Source organism: Cupriavidus sp. F041 (genome assembly GCF_057814235.1).
Genome location: NZ_JBVASY010000002.1, coordinates 4235732 through 4254027, shown reverse-complemented (window position 1 = coordinate 4254027; position 18296 = coordinate 4235732). Strand labels below are relative to the sequence as shown.

Sequence of the window (18296 nt, the reverse complement as noted above, 5' to 3'; positions counted from 1 at the left end):
AAATTAGTAACGACATGCCGACATGGCACCGCGAAATGAAGGAGGGCGCTGCGGTGCCGCTCGGCCGATGGACTGGCCGAAAGTCAGGCGAACGCGTATTATATATACATTCAAGCATGTATGTAAGCACGTGTTGCAATGCGGCGATAATCACCCCACACACCGGTCCTCACGTACCGGTACGGCGCGCACAGTGCACAGGCGGACCCCACCCCTGTATTCAGGGAGACAGAACCAGACCGGTCCTTCGTGGCCGGCATCAGAGAACAACATGGTCAGACGCACCAAGGAAGAGGCGCTTGAAACGCGCCATCGCATTCTCGACGCGGCCGAGGCCGTCTTTCACGCCCGCGGCGTTGCCCGTCCCTCGCTAGCCGATATCGCCGAAGCAGCCGGCGTGACGCGCGGCGCCATCTACTGGCATTTCAAGAACAAGAGCGACGTCTTCGCCGCCATGTCCGACCGCGTCCACCTGCCGCTCGAGGCACTGTGCGAGCCGGAACGCATCGCGAGCCAGGAAGACCCGCTGGGCAGCATCCGCGACATCTGCGCCTTTGTGCTACGCCAGACCGTGGAAAACCCGCAATGGCGGCGCGTGTTCGAGATCGTGTTCCACAAGTGCGAAATGGTGGAGGACAACGGCGCCATCTTCGAGCGGCAGCGCCAGTCGCACCAGGAAGGCACGGTGAAGATGCGGGAGCATCTGCGCATGGCCGTGGAACGCGGGCAGTTGCCGGCCGACCTGGACCTGGACCTGGCCGTCAATGTGTTCCACGCCTCCATCGGCGGCATGCTGTCGCACTGGCTGTTCGCGCCCGACGATTTCGATCTCGAGGCCAATGCCGAGCGGGTGTCCGACGCCTTCATCGACACCCTCAGGCTGTCGCCGGCCCTGCGCAAAGGCTATGTGCCGCGCCCCGTCCCGGAACTCAAGGCGGAAGTGGATTCGATGTGCCAGGAGGCACAGAAAGCGCAAACCGCTCTGACCGCGCAGAAGCTGGCCAGGAAATCGTAAGCGGCCATCGCAAACGGACCTTCCTGGCGCTCAGGCGCGCACGGCGTCGCGCCAGCGCGCCAGGAAGGTCCGTTTGCGCAGCGTATCCTGCGCCGCCAGCAGGCCGGGGCCCACGCTGATCGGCTTGAGCGCGTAGCCCAGCCGCTCGGCCAGCGCCGCGGCGGTGTGCTCGCTGTCGGTATCGGTACGGATCGTGTAGAGCTGCGACGCAGTCTGCCCGAGCAGGGTCTGGCCAGCGCGCGAGAGCAGGAAATCCAGCCATAGCCGCGCCGCGTTGGGATGCGGCGCGCGGCGCGCGATAAACGCCACGCGCGACATGACCAGCGTGTAGTCGCGCGGGGCAATCACATCGATTTCCGCGCCGCGCTCCATCAGCGAGAGCGCGTAGGAACCCAGCAGGTTGTAGCCCATCACGAATTCACCGGAGGCGATGCGCTCGATCATGCTCGCGGTCGATGCCGACAACTGCACGCCGCAGCGGCCCAGGGCCTGGGCCAGATACCAGAACTCGTCGCCCATGCGTGCGTCCTGCTGCGCCAGCAGATAACCCACTCCTGACTTTTCCACATCGTAGGTCACTACCCGCTGGCGCCAGCGCGGCGTGTTCTCCTGCAGCAGGCGCGCCAGGCCGGTGCGGCTTTTCGGCACTTGCATGCCGGCGAAATGGCGGCGGTTGTAGACGATCACGGCGGGCTCGAAGGTGGTGCCCCAGGCTTCGTCGCGCCATGCCGCCCAGGCCGGCAGGCCGGCGCGCTCCGGCGAGGCGTAGCGCAAGGCATGGCCATCGTTGACCAGCTTGATCTGCAGGTCCATCGCCGTGCTCCACAGCACGTCGGCATAGTCCGGCCCGGCCGCCTGCCCCGCGCCCAGGCGCGCGCTCTCCGTCAGGAAACGATCGTTCAGCTCCAGCGTATTCAGATCCTGGTAGCGCACCTTGAGGCCGGGGTAACGCGCCTCGAACGCTGCCACCAGCGGCCGCGCGATCTCCACGTCGGCGGAGGCATGCACATTGACCATGCCCTCCTGCAGCGCCCGCGCAATGATCTCGGCATAGCCCGCCGGGTAGCCGGCCGGCACCGGCGGGCCGGCCTGGGCGCGCGCGCCGCCGCTTAGCCCGGCACCCAGCGCGGCGGCGCTGGCCAGCACGCGGCGCCGCTTCCAGCTTGCCGGCATGCCGGCGACAGCGGACGGCGCCGGGAGCGAAGGCGAAGCCGGCGGCAGTACGGGTGGCTGGGACGGGTGAGGGGCCAGGAAAAGGGGCAGCTTGCGCAAGGCAGGAACCATCGGTGCTGACATCGGTGGCTGGAAAGGGCCATGGCACGCTCGCCGCGCGCGGCCCGGGGCGGAGGTATTATAGGCCCCCGCGGCGTGTCCCCGCGGCGGGCTCAGCGTTGCCAGGCTTGGCAGCGCCGCGAAACGCTTTTCTTGAAACGGACGCTTATCGAGCAGGGGAGGACCGCCGTGCGCTTGTTGCTGGTGGAAGACGAGATTGAACTGGCGCGCTGGGTGGCGCGCGCACTGGAGCAAGGCGGCTTCGTGATCGAGCACGTGGCCGACGGCCTGCAGGCCGAGGCGCGCCTGATGGCCGAGGAATACGATGTGGTGGTGCTGGACCTCCGCCTGCCCGGCAAGGACGGCCTGGCCGTGCTCAAGTCCATGCGCGGGCGCGACGACCGCACGCCGGTGCTGATCCTGACCGCGCAGGACACGCTCGACGAGCGCGTGCGTGGCCTCAACCTCGGCGCCGACGACTACCTGCCCAAGCCCTTCGCCATTGCCGAACTCGAAGCCCGCATCCTGGCGCTGATCCGGCGCAGCCGGGGGCGTGCCCACCCGCGCCTGCAATGCGGCACGCTGGTATTCGACGGCGAGACCCGCAGCTTCACGCTGGCCGGCGCGCCGCTGGCGCTGACGCCGCGCGAGTCGACCCTGCTGGGCGCGCTGCTGGCCAAGAGCGGCCAGCCGCTCACCAAGGCGCAACTGCTCGACAAGGTGTTCTCGCTCGACGCCGACGTCAGCCCGGACGCCATCGAAGTGCTGGTCTACCGGCTGCGCAAGAAGCTCTCCGGCCACGGCGTGACCATCGTCACGCTGCGCGGCTTCGGCTACCTGCTGGAACCGGAAGGTCAGCCCTGATGCTGCGCCGCCTGCCACGGCACTGGCTGCGGCGCTGGCTGCGGGGCAGCCTGCGCCGCCAGTTGCTGTTGCTGCTGGTGCCCGCGCTGGCGGCAATGATGGCGCTCGACACCTGGCTGACCTACGGCACGCTGCGCGACGCCGCCAACGCCGCCTACGACCGCTCGCTGTACGGCTCGGTGCGCGCCATCGACAACGCCATCGGCATGGCCGGCGAAAGCGTGCAGATCGCGCTGCCGGACGCCGCCATGGAGATGTTCGAGACCGCGGCGCAGACCCACGTCTTCTACCGCGTATCGCTGGAACGCAATGGCCGGATCGAAACCGTCACCGGCTACGATGACCTGCCGCTGCCCAAGGGTGGGATCGCCAGCAACCAGCCGCATTTCTACGATGCCGACTATCGCGGCGACCCGGTGCGCATTGCCGTGCTTGCGCATCCGGTGTACCGGCCCAACGCGCATATGCGCGTCATCGTGCAGGTGGCGGAAACCGCCGAGCCGCGTTTCGAACTCATCGCCACCGTGTGGCGCGGCGCGCTGGCGCGCGGCGTGCTGCTGATCCTGGTCAGCGCCGGCATCCTCGTGGCCGGCATCACCTATGTGCTGCGCCCGCTGGCACGCGTGCGCGACGATGTGCAGGCACGTTCCGCCGGCGACCTGACGCCGCTGGCCTTCGACCACGTGCCGATGGAAGTCCGCCCGCTGGTGGACGCCGTCAACCTGCATGTCTCGCGCTCCGACGCGATGACGCAGGCCCAGGCGCAGTTCATTGCCGACGCCGCCCACCAGTTGCGCACGCCGCTGGCCATCCTCAAGACGCAAGCCGAGTTTGCCCAGCGCCAGCTTTGCGCCAGCGCCGATCCCGCTCACGCGCGGGATGCCGCCGGGGAGGCGGTAGGCGGCATCGTCACGCAACTGGAGCAGGCCGCGCGCCTGACCAACCAGCTGCTGGCGCTGGCGCGGGTACGGCAACACCCGGGCAGCGACACGCCTGGCGACGCCGAACCGCTGGACCTGATCGATGCCGTGGCCGTGGCCGAGCAGGTGGCGCTGGACTACTTGCCGCTGGCGCGCGGCAAGCAGCAGGACTTTGGCTGGGAGCGTCCGCCGGGGCTGGCGCTGCCGGTACGGGCCGATGCCGCGCTGCTGCGCGAGGCTTTTGCCAATCTTGTCCACAACGCGATCCAGTATTCGCCGCGCGGCAGCCGGATCACGCTTTCCGCCGCGCGTTTCACGGATAGCGCCTGCCTGGTGGTGGAGGACGATGGGCCGGGCATTCCTGCCGAGGAGCGCGAAAAGGTATTTGCGCGGTTCTACCGGCGGGTCGGGAATGTCGAGCCGGGCTCCGGCCTGGGACTGGCGATTTCCCGCGAGATGGCTGCGCGGTTCGGGGGGACGGTGGAGCTGGGGGTTGCGGTGCAGGGCAAAGGGGTTCGGGCGGTGCTGGCGCTGCCGATCGGGGAATGAGAGGGCGCCAGAAAGACCAAAAAACCAAATGTCCATACATCCACCCCCACGTAAACCCCACCCCATTCCCTGACAAATTGACAGCCTTTTGACAGTTTCTACCCCCTAGAATCGCGCCATGGTCGCCGTACCGGCCAGACCAAGTCAGAAAACCAAAGAACAAGTCCGGCATGCAAGCGCTGCCAGGGACGGGAGACAACGCCAAGCCGGCCGCTCAACGCACGCAGCGCCGGCGCACCGCACGACTCTCCCGCCCCCGACAGCCAGCTTCACCGCCAGCCGGACACCTCCGGGTCGGTCCTCGCCAGCATCGCCGGCAACCGTTCACCGGCAATCCTCTGAAAAAGAACAGGAGACCGTAATGCGTCGTTCGATTCATCGCTTTGCCCACGTCGTCATGGCTTCGGCCGCGATCACCGCCACCGTGGCTGCCGCGCCCGCGTTCGCGCTCGACAGCGTGAAGTTCATGATCGGCGCCAACCCGGGCGGCGGCTTCGACCAGACCGGCCGCTCGCTGGGCGCGGCGCTGGTTGCCGCCGGCGTGGCCAAGACGGCCTCCTACGACAACAAGGGCGGCGCGGGCGGCACCATCGGCCTGACGCAGTTCGTCAATACCGACAAGGGCAATCCGAACGCGATGATCGTCACCGGCGCGGTGATGGTGGGCGCGATCGAAACCAACAAGCCGCCGGTCACGCTGAAGAACGCGACCCCGATCGCACGCCTGTTCGCCGACACCATGGTGATCACGGTGCCGGCCAGCTCGCCGCTGAAGTCCATCAAGGACCTGACCACGCAGCTCAAGGCCAACCCGGGCAGCGTCAGCTGGGGCGGCGGCTCCAAGGGTTCGATCGACCACATCCTCGCGGGCCTGGTCGCCAAGGAAAGCGGCGTGGATCCGAAGAAGATCAACTATGTGCCGTTCCAGGGCGGCGGCGAAGCCTCGGCCTCGATCCTGGGCGGCCACGTGACGGTCGGCATCGCCGGCGTGTCCGAGTTCCTGCCCTTTATCAAGAGCGGCAAGATGCGCGCGCTGGCCGTGACCTCCAAGGAACGCACCGCCGATATCCCGACCCTGAAAGAGCAGGGCGTCAACGTGGAGATCTACAACTGGCGCGGCGTGTACGGCGCGCCCGGCATCACCGCCGAGCAACGCAAGGCGCTGGTGGATGCGGTGGTGAAGGCAACCGAGACGCCGCTGTGGAAGGAAACCCTGGCCAAGAACGACTGGACCCCGTTCCTGCTGACCGGCGACGAGTTCGGCAAGTTCGTGGACAGCGAGTCGGCCCGCCTGGGTGGCACGCTGCGTGAACTGGGCGTGGCGAAGTAAGCAGCCCGGTATTGCCGCTTCACCGCTTCATTGCTTCATTGCTTCACTGTTCCAGCGTTTTACCTGTCGGCCCTGCCTGCGGCGCACCGTAACGCCCGGTGCGCATGCAGCAGGCGGGGGTCCGGTGTCCACCTGCGATACCCAAAAACCAAACTACAAATCGCCGGGCCCCCGCCTTAAGCGGGGACGACAAACCGCGGCAAGCCAAGGGTCGGCCAACACGACCGCAGGCGCCGCATGAAGGAGCCACTTCACATCATGAAACCCTCGCACTTGGCGATCGGCATTGCCGTATTGCTGCTCTCCGTTTTCTACTTCGTCGGCCTGTCGGGCATCTCCGGCGACGAAGGCTATGCCGGCCTGTCGCCGCGCTTCATGCCGACGCTGGTCGCCATCGGCCTGGCCGTGTGCGGCGCGGCGCTGACCTGGCAGGGCCTTCGCGGCGGCTTTCGCAATATGCCGGAAGAAGACGCCGAACTGCCCGACGCCCCGCATAACTTCCGCGGCTTCCTGTGGGTGGCCGCCGGCCTGGTGGCCAACATGGCGCTGATCGGCACGCTGGGCTTCGTGCTGGCGTCGACCCTGCTGATGGTCTGCGTGGCACGCGGCTACGGCAGCAAGCGCTTCCTGCGCGATGGCCTGATTGGCCTGTGCATTACGTTGCCGATGTGGGCACTGTTTGAATTCCTGCTCGGCATCAATTTGCCGCTGCTGCCCGTCGCCGGGTTCTGAACGGAGCTGATGATCCATGGATACTCTCAACCTGCTGATGCATGGCTTTGCCATCGCCATCACGCCAATCAACCTGATGTGGGCCCTGGTGGGCTGCTTCCTGGGCACCGCCATCGGCGTGCTGCCGGGCATCGGCCCGGCACTGACCGTGGCGATGCTGCTGCCGCTGACTGCCAAGGTGGAACCCACCGCCGCGCTGATCATGTTCGCCGGCATCTACTACGGCGCCATGTACGGCGGCTCCACCACCTCCATCCTGATGAACACGCCGGGCGAATCGTCGACCATGGTCACGGCGATGGAAGGCAACCTGATGGCCAAGAGCGGCCGCGCCGGCCCGGCGCTGGCCACCGCGGCCATCGGCTCGTTCGCCGCTGGCACCATCGCCACCGTGCTGCTGTCGATGTTCGCGCCGGTCGCGGCCGACGTGGCGCTGCAGTTCGGGCCCGGCGAATATTTCATGATCATGCTGCTGGCCTTCACCACGGTGTCGGCGGTGCTGGGCTCGTCCTTGCTGCGCGGCATGACCAGCCTGTTCCTGGGCCTGGGCATCGGCCTGATCGGCATGGACTCGCTGTCGGGCCAGACGCGTTACTCGATGAATGTGCAGGAGCTGTACGACGGCATCGACATCGTGGTGGTCGCGGTCGGCCTGTTCGCGGTGGGCGAGGCGCTGTTCAATGCCTTCTTCCCGCAGCCCGCGGGCGGCTTCAACAAGCTCAGCTCGGTCATGATGACCAAGTCCGACTGGAAGCGCTCGGTGCCGGCCTGGATCCGCGGCACCATCATCGGCTTCCCCTTCGGCCTGATCCCGGCCGGCGGCGCGGAGATCCCGACCTTCCTGTCGTACGCCACCGAAAAGAAGCTGTCCAAGCACAAGGATGAGTTCGGCACGGTCGGCGCGATCGAAGGCGTGGCTGGCCCCGAGGCCGCCAACAACGCAGCCGTGACGGCCACGCTGGCTCCGCTGCTGACGCTGGGCATCCCCACCTCGAACACCACCGCGATCCTGCTGGCGGCGTTCCAGAACTACAACCTGCAGCCGGGCCCGATGCTGTTCCAGACCTCGGGCGACCTGGTGTGGGGCCTGCTGGCTTCGCTGTACATCGGCAACGTGATGCTGCTGGTGCTGAACCTGCCGGCGATCGGCTTGTGGGTGCGCATGCTGCGCATCCCCACGCCGCTGCTGTATGGCGGCATCCTGATCTTCGCGGGCCTGGGCGCCTACGGCATCCGCCAGTCGTGGTTCGACCTGCTGCTGCTGTTCATCATCGGCGTGCTGGGCATGGCCATGCGCCGCTTCGACTTCCCCACCGCACCGGTGATCGTGGGCATGATCCTCGGCCCCATCGCGGAGAAGCAGTTGCGCAATGCGCTGTCGATCAGCCAGGGCGACTGGTCGATCTTCGTGACCCAGCCAATCTCGGCCACCATCCTGGCCATGACGGTGGCGGTGGTGCTGATCCCGCGCATCCTGGGCTGGCTGGCCCGGCGCTCGGCACGCGGCAAGGTGGCTGACGCCACAGGTTGATTAGCGCAAAATACGGGCAAGGCCCGGCACTCCAGGGTGCCGGGCCTTTTCATTTCTGGCGCCATGGCATCGGCGCCTTTGTCTCTACATTGCGCTCCATCACAAGAACACCGCGCCGGCGCCCGCGCGCCAGGCCGCTGCGACATGCCTTCTCTTCTTCACCGCTGGCGTCCGGTCCTGCTGACGCTGCTGCTCGGCCTGGCCGCCGCGCTGCTCTGCACGCTGCTTCACACGCCCCTGCCATGGATGATCGGCCCGTTGCTGGCGGTGGCCACCGCGCGCATGCGCGGCGCCGACCTGCGCGCGCCCACGCAGGCGCGCAATGCCGGGCAGTGGGCCATCGGGACTTCGCTCGGGCTGTACTTCACCTCCGATGTGGTGGGGCGTCTGCTGGAGTACCTGCCGTATATCGTGGCGGGTTCGCTGTTCGCGCTGGTGCTCGGCTGCGGCGGCGCGTTCCTGCTGCGCAGGAGCACGGGCGTGGCGTTCAAGACGGCGTACTTCTCCACCGCCATCGGCGGCGCCTCGGAGATGGCAAACCTGGCCGAGCGCAACGGCGCGCGCATCGACCAGGTGGCCGCCGCGCATTCGCTGCGCGTGCTGATGGTGGTGGTGGCGGTGCCCGCGCTGTTCCAGTACGGCGGCATCCACGGGCTCGATCCCTATATCCCCGGTCCGCGCACGGTGGACTACCTGGGGCTGCTGGGGCTGATCGCGATCACCGTCAGCGTGGCGCTGGTGCTCAAGCGCTTCAACCTGCCCAATCCCTTCGTGATCGGCACGCTGCTGGCGGCAGCGGTGCTGACCGCCTCGGGCGTGGAACTGTCGGCCATCCCCACCTGGATGAGCCGCGCCGGCCAGTTGCTGATCGGGGTCTCGCTGGGCGCGCGCTTCTCGCGCGACTTCCTCCACACGGCGCCACGCTTTCTCACCGGCGTGGCGCTGTACACGCTGGTCGCGCTGGTGCTCTCCGCGCTGTTCGGCTGGGCCCTGTCGGCGCTGTCTGGCGTGCATCCGGCCACCGCCATCCTCGGCACCACGCCCGGCGGCATCGCGGAGATGTGCATCACCGCCAAGGTACTGGAACTGGGCGTGCCGCTGGTGACGGCCTTCCACGTGATCCGGATGGCGTTCGTGGTGCTGTGCACCGGCCCCCTGTATCATTGGCTCAAACATCGCGCCGCGCCGGAGGAGACGGAATAGCAACCTGGCCGGCCCCACCCCAGACAAACGGGAGTGCCATGCCAGAGTCAATGCCAAGACCCAAGCCGGAATCCGGCCTGACGCTTGCCGATATCGACGGCACCTTGCAACGCGTACTGGCGCCGTGGGTGCGCCAGCTCGGCCTGCGCGCCGAGGCCGTTGATGCGCAGGGCGTAACACTGCGCCTGCCTTTCGACGAATCGTTTCGCCATGCGGGTGGCGTGGTGTGCGGCCAGGTGCTGATGGCCGCCGCCGATACCGCCATGATCGTGGCGGTCGCCAGTGCGGCGGGCGGCTTCCGCCCCATGACCACCGTCACGCTGACGACCAACTTCATGCGCCCGGTGATCGACGGCGACGTGCTGGTGCGCGCCAATGTGCTGCGCCTGGGCAAGACCGTGGTGTTCGGCGAAATCGAGCTGACCGGCACCGACGGCAAGCTGGCCGTGCAGGCCACCACCACTTATGCGCTGCTGTAAGCGGCGCCATCACTGAATTGCATGCAATCCATGTATGAGCCCCGCAGCGTAGTTCCTGCTTCCGTCCAGCCCGCCGCGGCAGCCTCTCCGTTCGACCAGGTGGTGTTCGCCGGCGGCGGCAACCGCTGCTGGTGGCAGGCGGGCTGGTGGGATACGGTGGCGCCCGAGCTGGGCCTGCGCCCGCGCGTGATCACGGGAATTTCCGCCGGCGCCGCCGCGGCCTGCATGGTCTACACGCACGATTCCCGCGAGGTGATGGCGTACTACCGCGAGGTGCTTGCCGGCAACCGGCGCAATGCCTACTGGGGCAACCTGCTGAACAAGCAGCGCGTGTTCCCGCACTACGGCATCTACCGCACCGCCCTGCTGAGCATCTTCGGGGAGGGCCGCCTGGCGCGCTTGCAGGCGGCGCCGGAGATCCGCATTGGCGTGGCCCATATCCCGCGCTGGAGCGGGCCGCGGCTGGCGGTGATGGCCGGCCTGGTGGCCTACAACATCGAGAAGCACTGGCTCAAGACGCTGCATCCGCGGCTGGGCCGCAAGCTGGGCTTCCTTCCGGAGTTCGTGCGCGCGCAGGACTGCGGCTCGCCCGAGCAACTGGCCGACCTGTTGCTGCAGTCTTCCTCGACGCCGCCCTTCACGCCGGTGCTCCGGCGCGACGGCCGGCCCGTGCTGGATGGCGGCATGGTCGACAACGTGCCGGTCGACGCGCTCGACGCAACGCCCGGCGACGTACTGGTGCTGGTGACGCGGCTCTATCCGCGCCCACGGCGCTTTGTTCTGCAACACGGCGCGCAGCGCCGGCTTTACCTGCAACCTTCGCAACGGGTACCGATCTCGAGCTGGGACTACACCCAGCCCGGCGCGATGACCGGTGCCTACGATCTCGGCCGGCGCGACGGGGAAACCTTTCTGCGCGAATGGCCGTCTGTCCTGAAGACGGAGCTTGGCACCGCCGCGTAGCGTTCAACCAGCGCGCCGGCCGCCCTAGCGGCTCCGTCATCACGATGTGCAATGCGGCCTTCGCGCCGCAACAGGAGGCATTGATGACGAAACGCCAGGCAAGACCCACGACCGAGCGCCGCAGCGCGCGCAGGGCGACATCCGAGCAAGCGGTGGAGCACGTCCCCCGCCGCGGCAAGCGCCGCGCCGGCGCGCAGCGCGAAGCGGACTTCGTGGTAATCGGCGCAGGCTCGGGCGGGGTGGCGGCAGCGCGGCGCGCGGCCTCGCACGGCGCGCGCGTGGTGCTGGTGGAGCGCGATGCCATCGGCGGCACCTGCATCAACCGCGGCTGCGTCCCCAAGAAAATGCTCTCGTATGGCGCCAGCCTGGCCGCCGTCCTGTCAGGCTGCCTGTCGCACACCGGCGGCAAGGAGGACTGGAGCGATGCCATCGTGCGTGTCAATGCGGAGATGGCGCGGCTGCACGTGGCCTATACGCACCGCCTGCAGGAAGCCGGCGTGGAACTGCTGCGCGGCGATGCCACGGTGATCGCGCCGGACCAGGTGCAGGTGGGCGCGGAGGTCATCAGCGCGAAACGCATCCTGATCGCCACCGGCGCGCGGCCGCGTGCCTTGCCGGTGCCGGGCTTTGATCTCGCCTGCACCTCCGACGACATCTTCACCTGGCAAAGCCTGCCGGCTTCCCTGGTGGTGATCGGGGGCGGCTACGTGGCGGTGGAACAGGCCTCGATCCTGTCGCGCTACGGCGTCAAGGTGGAGATGCTGGTGCGCGGGGAACGCCTGCTGCCGCGCTTTGACCATGAAGTTGCCGAGGCACTGGCCGAGGCGCTCGCCGCCAAGGGCGTGCGGCTGCATTTCAATACCGAGGTAACGCTGCTGAACCAGGCCAACGGTGCCATCGATGTGTGCTACCGGCAGCATGGCGATGGCGGCAATAGTGGCAATGGCGACACTGGCAACGGCGGCAAGGACCGCATCCAGACCGTGCGCGCGCAGGCGGCGCTGGCTGCCATCGGGCGCGACCCGCATTGGGACGGGCTCGGCCTGGAGGCGCTGGGCGTGCAGAAAGCCGAGCGGGGGTGGCATCCAGGTGGACCGGTCGTTCCGCACCAAGGTCCGCGCGATCCACGCCATCGGCGATGCCATCGACGGCCTGCACCTGACACCGGTGGCCAGCGCGCAGGGCCGCTGGTTGGCGGACCGCCTGTTCGGCCGCCGCGGCGACCGATCGGATTTCGACCTGGTGCCTACCGCGGTGTTCTGCGAGCCGGCCATCGGCAGCGTGGGCCTGACCGAGCAGGCCGCCATCGAGGAAGCAGGCAAGCCGGAGCGCATCCACACCGTGGTGCGCCGCTTCGTCTCGCTGGAGAACCGCTTCGCCGGCAGCGAGCAGGCGTCCATGGTCAAGCTGGTGGTGAATACGCGCAGCGGCCGCGTGCTGGGCGCGCACATGATGGACAACGCCGCGCCGGAAGTCATGCAGGCGTTCGCCGTGGCGCTGCGGCTGGGGGTGAGGCTGTCGCACCTGCAGACCACGGTGCAGTTGCATCCGACCGTGGCCGAGGAACTGTTCGGCTAAGCGCCCCCCCGGACTCAGGCCGGCGCGGCGCCCTGCGCCGGCCTGGCGCCATCGCACGGGTCGGCCCGCTTGTGCGCGGGCACCAGCACCACGCGGTCGTAGGCGCCGATCTCGTGGCCGCTGGCCTGCTCCAGGTAGCCCACGCTGTAGATGCTGCCCGGCTCGGCGGCGAGCCAGCGCGGCGCGCCCACGTCGCGCCGCACATGGCCGTTGCCGGCGATCAGCACCGCGCCGCGTTCGGCGTATTCGCGCATCGCGGCCGCCATCACCGCATCGCGCGCGGCCTGGGCATCGAGCATGCCTGGCAGCATGGCCTTGGGGAAATTGCCGCAATGGCCGCGGTCGAGCACCGCGGTCTGTTCCGTCACGATGTCTTGGGGCAAGGGCGCGGCAAGGCCGAGGCGCTTGCGCTCGGCCGCATCGAATACGCCATCGAGCCCATCGCGCACGATGCGCGCCGCATCCGCCCGCGACAGGTTGGCCGCCACCAGCGGCAGGTCATAGCGCAAGGCCAGCGCCACCACCGGCGTATAAAGCTCCCACTGCCAGTTCTTGCCGCCCGCCTGCGCCACGACATACGCCGCGTCACCAGGGCGCTCGCGGCGGGCGCGGTCGATATCGGCCTGGCGCTCGCGGTCGAACTGCTCCATTGCGATGGCCGGGCGCCAGCCCGCTTCGAGCGCGCTGGACAAGGCAAGCAGGCGCCGCTTCTGACCATCGGCGTTGTCGTGGACCTCGCCCAGCAGCACGTAGGTTTTACCGGTGAACTGGTGCGCGACGTCGCCAGCCACGGCGGCCGGTGGCGTGCCCGCGCAACCGGCGAGCGCGGCAAGTAAAGCGGCGGCGAGCGCCACGCCGGCGGCGCGGGCAATGGCAAGGCGTGAGCGAGTCTGCATGGCGGCGGTAATCCTGGTTTCTGCGGTTCTTTGCCTGTGGTCCGCGGGCATGTCGCGGACCTGCCTATTATTGCCCAGTTGCCGCTTCCGGCACATAGACCATCGAGCCGTCGTTCAGCCGATAAGCAACGCCGGCCTTGGTGCCATCCCCGCTGCCGACTTGTCCGCTCGCCTGGTAGCGCACGACCTTCTCGCCCTGTTTTGAGACGATCTCCATATTCGGCTTGCCGGGATTGGTGATGACGGTGACGTCCGCATGCGTGAACGGGTTCGTCGGGTTCTGCGCGATCGCCACCAGCAATGCGGCGATCACCACCAGGAACACGTCGATCAGGTTGACCACCGACAGGATGGGATCGTCGGCTTCGCTTTCCTCGAGGAACTTCATGCGTCGACCTCCCACTGCGGCCGGTGCTTGCCCAGCCACACCAGTTCCTCGGCCAGCCAGCGGCGCCGCACATTGACCACCCAGAACGTGATGCTGGCGGCGATCAGCGCGAGGATCACGGCAGAGAAGGCGATGGTGAGGTTCTCGCCCACGTTGGCGAGGTTGCCGCCCGACAAGCCTTTCAACGCCGGCCCCATCGGGATCATGGTGGCGACAAGCCCCAGCATGGGCGCCACGCGCGTGGCGATGCGCGGCCACTCCAGCAACCGGTGCGCGGTCACGTCGAGCGTGTCCGGGTCCTTCACGCGATGGCGCAGCGCATATGCCACCAGCACGTAGCCGCGGCCGGTTTCGATCGCGTTGCGGCGGCGCTGCCAGCCTTGCATGGCGAACTCGCCGAGCGCCCAGAAGGCGTAGAGGAAGAGCAGCCCGATCAGGGCAAGCGTCGGGTACAGGAACAACTGGCCGACGTCATACATCAGGGTTTCGAGCAGGGTAGGGGTCATGATGCCTCAGTGGGTGTTTGTTGGGTTCTGGAAGCGTGGTGCAGCACTCGCGTGGCGCCGGGCGCTGAGGGCGCCGCCGAACACGGCCCCGGCCAGCGCGATGCCGGCGGCCAGCCACGACAGCACCGGCACGAGCGCCGCGGCGGGCGGCTTGCGCTCCACCAGTTGCATGCCTTGCACGGGTACGGATTGCGATGGCGGTGCGGGCTTTGGCTTGGGCTGCGGCTGCGTTTTCGCTTCGGCCCGCGACGGCTGCGGGGCAGCCTGCGCAGCCGCGGCCTTCGGTGCGCCCGCCGGCGGCGCTGCGGGTGCTCGCGTGCCATAGCCCGCCGCGCCGGGGGCCGTGGTCTGCTGTTGCACGTAGCGGTTGAAGCTGCGGTTGCCGCTGCGGATATCGTGCCGCTGCGAGAGCGTCTGCCATCGTTCGGCCAGCGTCTTGAGCATCTCGGGATCGGCTTTCCAGTAGCCCTTGCGCGCGGCTTCCAGCATGCGCTCGATCACCTGGGCCTGGGCCTGCGGCGCATGCTTCTCGAACCATTCATCAAGGCCGAGCTTGTGCTTGTCCTTGACGTAGACCTCGGCGAACTCGGTCCACTGGTCGTCGCGCACGATCTCCGGCGCGACCGCGGTCCAGCCCCAGAAGTTGTTGACGGTGTCGAGCATGTTGAGCGCGCCGCCATAGCCTTCGGCCTTCATGCCTTCGATCCAGCCCGGATGGAAATAACGCGTGCGCAGTTCGGTGGCAAGGAAGGAAGCCGCAGTTTCCGTGCGCGCACTGTTCGCATCGCGCAAATTGGAGATCAGCAGCTCCGGCGCCTTGCCCGTCAGGTGGCGCACGGCCAGGCCAATGCCGCCGAGATACTGGAAGGGATCGTCGGTGGTCAGCATGCCATACAGGTTGGAGCTGCGCGCCAGCAGCGCGCCTTCCACGCCCTTGAGGTTCTCCGCGTAGAGGTTGAGCTGCGGCAGCTTCTCGCCCCAGGTTTTTTCGTCGGGCCCGTAGCCGTACTGCATGCGCGCGAGATAGAGATTGGCAAGCCTGGCGTCCGCCTGCTTGCCGCTGCCGAAGCTGTCGCTGGCGAGCGTAGCGTCGTTGAGACCGGTGCCATAGTTGCCCGACTCGCTGGCAAAGATGCGCGTCAGCGCCAGCGACTCGATGCGCTCGGGATTCATCTCCGGGGCCTTGAGTTGCGCCAGGCGCTCGCGCACCGCGCGCGTGCTCGCGGCCACCGCGTTGTCGGGCTCGGGTTGCGCGGCGGCCAGCTTGACCGCCTCGGCCAGCCACTTGATCAGGTTGGGAAAGTGATCGCGGTACAGGCCGGTGGCGGACAGCACCACGTCCACGCGCGGACGCTTGAGCTCCGCGGCGGGAATCGCTTCCACGCCGACCACGCGGCCACCGCCGTCCCACTTCGGGCGGATGCCCATGGCCGCCAGCGCCTGCGCTTCGAGCATGCCCTGATGGCGCATGGTTTCCACGCTCCACAACGAGAAGGCCAGCTTGGCGGGCCACTTGCCGTGACGCTTGCGCCAGTCGGCAATCATGGCTTCCGCCGCTGCTTGTCCGGCCTGCCATGCTTCCCGGCTGGGCACCTTGGAAGGATCGAAGCCATACAGGTTGCGTCCGGTCGGCAGCGCATCGGGATTGCGCACCGGATCGCCGCCCGTGCCGGCCAGCACGTAGCGGCCCGCCAGCGCGGTGAGAATGGCTTGGCTCTCCGGCGCGGCATCGAGGCTGGCGTAGAGCGTGCGTGCGCGCTGCATGTCTTCACGCTGCCTGGCGTCGGAAAGGCCCGTCAGCGGCGCGCCGTCGATCACGTAGCGGCGCAGCATGGCGTACGGTTCCGACTGCGCGAGCTGCTTGTAATCGAGCGCGAACAGTTCCTCGGGCTCCTCGGGAAATACGCGCTTGAGCCAGGACTGGCCGAGCATGGCCATCACCGTGTACAGCCGCAGCCCGGGATCCTGAGACTGGCCGAACGTGTGCAGGCCGTAAGGCTGCAAGGCGCCCGCGAGTTCGTGCAGGTGCGTGTGCAACGCATCCAGGTACGCCGTGAACTGTGCGCTCGCACGCGCCTGCGGCCAGCTCATGTCGTCGAGCAGATGCATGCGTGCGCTGCGCTTGAGGATGTCCTCGCGCAGCGTGTCCTTCACCGCGCCGTCGTCCTGCTGCAGGTAGTTGTGCAACTGATCATGCAGCGCCGACAAGTCGGTGTGCAGGCCGGCCGGCTTGAACGGCGGCGTCTGGTGGCTGACGATGGTGGCACGGCCCCGGCGCTTGGCCTGCAACGCCTCGCCGACGTCGTCGACGATGTAGGGATAGATCACCGGCACGCTGCCGAGCACCATGTAGGGCTGGTCGGTCACGGACAGGCCGCGCTCCTTGCCCGGCGTCCATTCCTGCGTCCCGTGGGTGCCGTAGTGCACCAGCGCCTCGCGCCCTTCGCGCGCCCACAGGTAGGCGGCCATGTAGAAATGGTTGAGCGGCGTCTTGGTGGAGTGATAGAGGGCATTCTCGGCGGCTTCGTCGCGCTCGCCGCGTGGCGGCACCGGCATCAGCGCCACGTTGCCGAGCTGCAGGCGCGGGATGGCGAAGCCGGCCACGCCGTTGCGCCTGATCGCCATCGACGAGGCTTCGGGCTCGCCCCAGCGCGCGCTGACCTCGGCGCGGAACGCGGCGGGCTGCGCGTCGTACCAGCGGCGGTATTGCGCCATCGGCATCCACGCGGCGCGGTCCGCATCGAGCAGCGCGCCGAGCTGGCCTTCGCGGTAGAAGGGCGCGAGCAACGCGCCAAGATCGCGCTGCAGCGTGAGTTCGTCGGCGGCCTCGGTGCGGTAGCCCGCGGCATGCAGCGCGGCCAGCGTGGAAGACAGGCTGCGCGGCAGGTTGAGGAAGGATGCCGACAGGTTCTTTTCGCCAGCGGGATAGTTGTAGAACAGGATCGCCACGCGCTTCCCGGCATTGGGCGTGCGCTGCAGACGTGTGAGCGCCAGCGCCTTGTCGGCCACGGCATCGAGCTGCGCCGGCAGGCTGACGATGCTGCCGTCCTTGTGCGAAGTGGCGGCGGCCAGCATGGGATCGCTGGCGCCGGCCAGTTCGGGCTGCACCAGGTAGAAGGGCGTATCGGTGAGGCTGACGCCATGCGGATCGCGCTCCCAGTCCTGCGCATCGCCCTTGCGGTAGGGCATGACCTGCAGCACCGGGATGCCTAGCGTTTCGAACTCCGCCTTCCGACCCGCCGCGTTGAGCATGATCTGGCCGTTGACCAGCACATCGACAATGCGCTTGCCGCCGGGCGCGGCCATGCGCAGCACGCCGTCCGCATCCATCACCGGGCTGTAGAAGACGAGCGCGCGCGCGCCGCGCGCTTCGATGCGTGCGATCAGGTCGTCGATAAAGGCGCTGTCCAGGCCGGAGACATAGGCCTGGTGGATGGCGACGCCGATCACCGGCGTGCCGGCGTGGCCGGATGCGCTGAGCGCCTCGTCCGGCGATTCGGTCACCGCGCTGGCCAGGCGCGGATGGTAGTAAGCGGCTTTTGGAAACACAACCGGCGCGGGAATCGCGCTGTCCGCGCGCAGCCTGAACTGCTGCGCGGCCAGCGTGCGCATCATGGCATCGAAGTTGGCGTGGCCGCCATTGACGTAGTACGCATGCAGCTTCGCGCCCAGCGCATTGTCGAGGCCGTGCGCCTCGAAGCGGTCGGTGGCCATCAGCAGGCGCGGCACGCGCGCACCGGTCCATTGCGGCCCCAGCTTCGCCAGCATCTCGGCGACGATGTGATCGCGCGGCGCATCGAGGATCAGCAATCCCGCGCCGTCGATGAATGGCGCCACATCCTGCGCGCTCATGCGTTCGAGATAGCGCGCATCGAGCGTCATGCCGTGCGCGCGCGCCATCGCCTGCAGCGGCTCGAACTTGCCCGCCGGCACCGGCGAGGTAGTCAGCACGGCAATCTTCGGCGCGGCCCGCGCCTGCTGCATGCCGAGCGCCAGAAGGACAAGCCACAGCAGGCACAGCGCGCGGATCAGCTGCATCCTGGTATTGTTTTGTGGGGACATGTCGGGTC

Annotated in this window: 14 protein-coding genes and 1 pseudogene; 10 read left to right on the top strand and 5 right to left on the bottom strand. The window is 68.0% G+C overall.

Translation table 11 applies throughout. The features are described from left to right. Positions 1–271 precede the first annotated feature (271 nt). Positions 272–1015, top strand: a complete 744-nt coding sequence (locus ACZY0R_RS36895) for a TetR family transcriptional regulator (protein WP_045241948.1) — start codon at positions 272–274, stop codon at positions 1013–1015. Between the two features lie 30 nt (positions 1016–1045). Here ACZY0R_RS36895 and ACZY0R_RS36890 read toward each other — a convergent pair whose 3' ends face one another. Further along, positions 1046–2188 (bottom strand): ABC transporter substrate-binding protein, encoded by a 1143-nt coding sequence (locus ACZY0R_RS36890; RefSeq protein ID WP_488866385.1) that lies wholly within the window; start codon positions 2186–2188, stop codon positions 1046–1048. A gap of 288 nt (positions 2189–2476) precedes the next feature. Here ACZY0R_RS36890 and ACZY0R_RS36885 point away from each other — a divergent pair, with 288 nt between their 5' ends. From ACZY0R_RS36885 to ACZY0R_RS36845, 9 genes and pseudogenes are all read left to right on the top strand, one after another. Beyond that, positions 2477–3151, top strand: a complete 675-nt coding sequence (locus ACZY0R_RS36885) for a response regulator (protein WP_035865540.1) — start codon at positions 2477–2479, stop codon at positions 3149–3151. Beyond that, a complete protein-coding gene (locus ACZY0R_RS36880; RefSeq protein WP_488865469.1) occupies positions 3151–4620 on the top strand; it encodes a sensor histidine kinase in 1470 nt (489 codons plus the stop codon). Before ACZY0R_RS36885 ends, ACZY0R_RS36880 begins: the two co-directional genes overlap by 1 nt. A 361-nt stretch (positions 4621–4981) precedes the next feature. After that, positions 4982–5950, top strand: a complete 969-nt coding sequence (locus tag ACZY0R_RS36875; RefSeq protein WP_488865467.1) for a Bug family tripartite tricarboxylate transporter substrate binding protein — start codon at positions 4982–4984, stop codon at positions 5948–5950. A gap of 258 nt (positions 5951–6208) precedes the next feature. Next, positions 6209–6682, top strand: a complete 474-nt coding sequence (locus ACZY0R_RS36870; protein WP_488865465.1) for a tripartite tricarboxylate transporter TctB family protein — start codon at positions 6209–6211, stop codon at positions 6680–6682. A gap of 16 nt (positions 6683–6698) precedes the next feature. Then, complete coding sequence (locus ACZY0R_RS36865; RefSeq protein ID WP_006162311.1) at positions 6699–8213, top strand: tripartite tricarboxylate transporter permease; 1515 nt, start codon at positions 6699–6701, stop codon at positions 8211–8213. A 144-nt stretch (positions 8214–8357) separates the two neighbouring features. Continuing rightward, positions 8358–9416, top strand: coding sequence for an AbrB family transcriptional regulator (locus ACZY0R_RS36860; protein WP_488865463.1), 1059 nt, complete (start codon positions 8358–8360; stop codon positions 9414–9416). Between the two features lie 50 nt (positions 9417–9466). After that, positions 9467–9895 (top strand): PaaI family thioesterase, encoded by a 429-nt coding sequence (locus tag ACZY0R_RS36855; protein WP_488865461.1) that lies wholly within the window; start codon positions 9467–9469, stop codon positions 9893–9895. Between the two features lie 30 nt (positions 9896–9925). After that, a complete protein-coding gene (locus ACZY0R_RS36850) occupies positions 9926–10858 on the top strand; it encodes a patatin-like phospholipase family protein (protein ID WP_488865459.1) in 933 nt (310 codons plus the stop codon). An 83-nt stretch (positions 10859–10941) separates the two neighbouring features. Continuing rightward, positions 10942–12436: pseudogene (locus ACZY0R_RS36845) on the top strand (dihydrolipoyl dehydrogenase family protein). 14 nt (positions 12437–12450) lie between these two features. Here ACZY0R_RS36845 and ACZY0R_RS36840 read toward each other — a convergent pair. The 4 genes from ACZY0R_RS36840 to cobN form a co-directional block, all read right to left on the bottom strand. After that, the gene (locus tag ACZY0R_RS36840; RefSeq protein WP_488865457.1) at positions 12451–13332 is read right to left on the bottom strand and encodes a ChaN family lipoprotein; all 882 of its coding nucleotides are present in this window, start codon (positions 13330–13332) and stop codon (positions 12451–12453) included. 67 nt (positions 13333–13399) lie between these two features. Then, positions 13400–13720, bottom strand: a complete 321-nt coding sequence (locus ACZY0R_RS36835) for a DUF2149 domain-containing protein (protein ID WP_488865455.1) — start codon at positions 13718–13720, stop codon at positions 13400–13402. Then, positions 13717–14226 carry a MotA/TolQ/ExbB proton channel family protein gene (locus ACZY0R_RS36830; RefSeq protein WP_488865453.1) on the bottom strand — a complete coding sequence of 170 codons (510 nt, stop codon included), beginning with the start codon at positions 14224–14226 and terminating at the stop codon, positions 13717–13719. Before ACZY0R_RS36830 ends, ACZY0R_RS36835 begins: the two co-directional genes overlap by 4 nt. A gap of 6 nt (positions 14227–14232) precedes the next feature. Next, positions 14233–18288, bottom strand: a complete 4056-nt coding sequence (gene cobN / locus ACZY0R_RS36825; protein WP_488865451.1) for a cobaltochelatase subunit CobN — start codon at positions 18286–18288, stop codon at positions 14233–14235. Positions 18289–18296 lie beyond the last annotated feature (8 nt).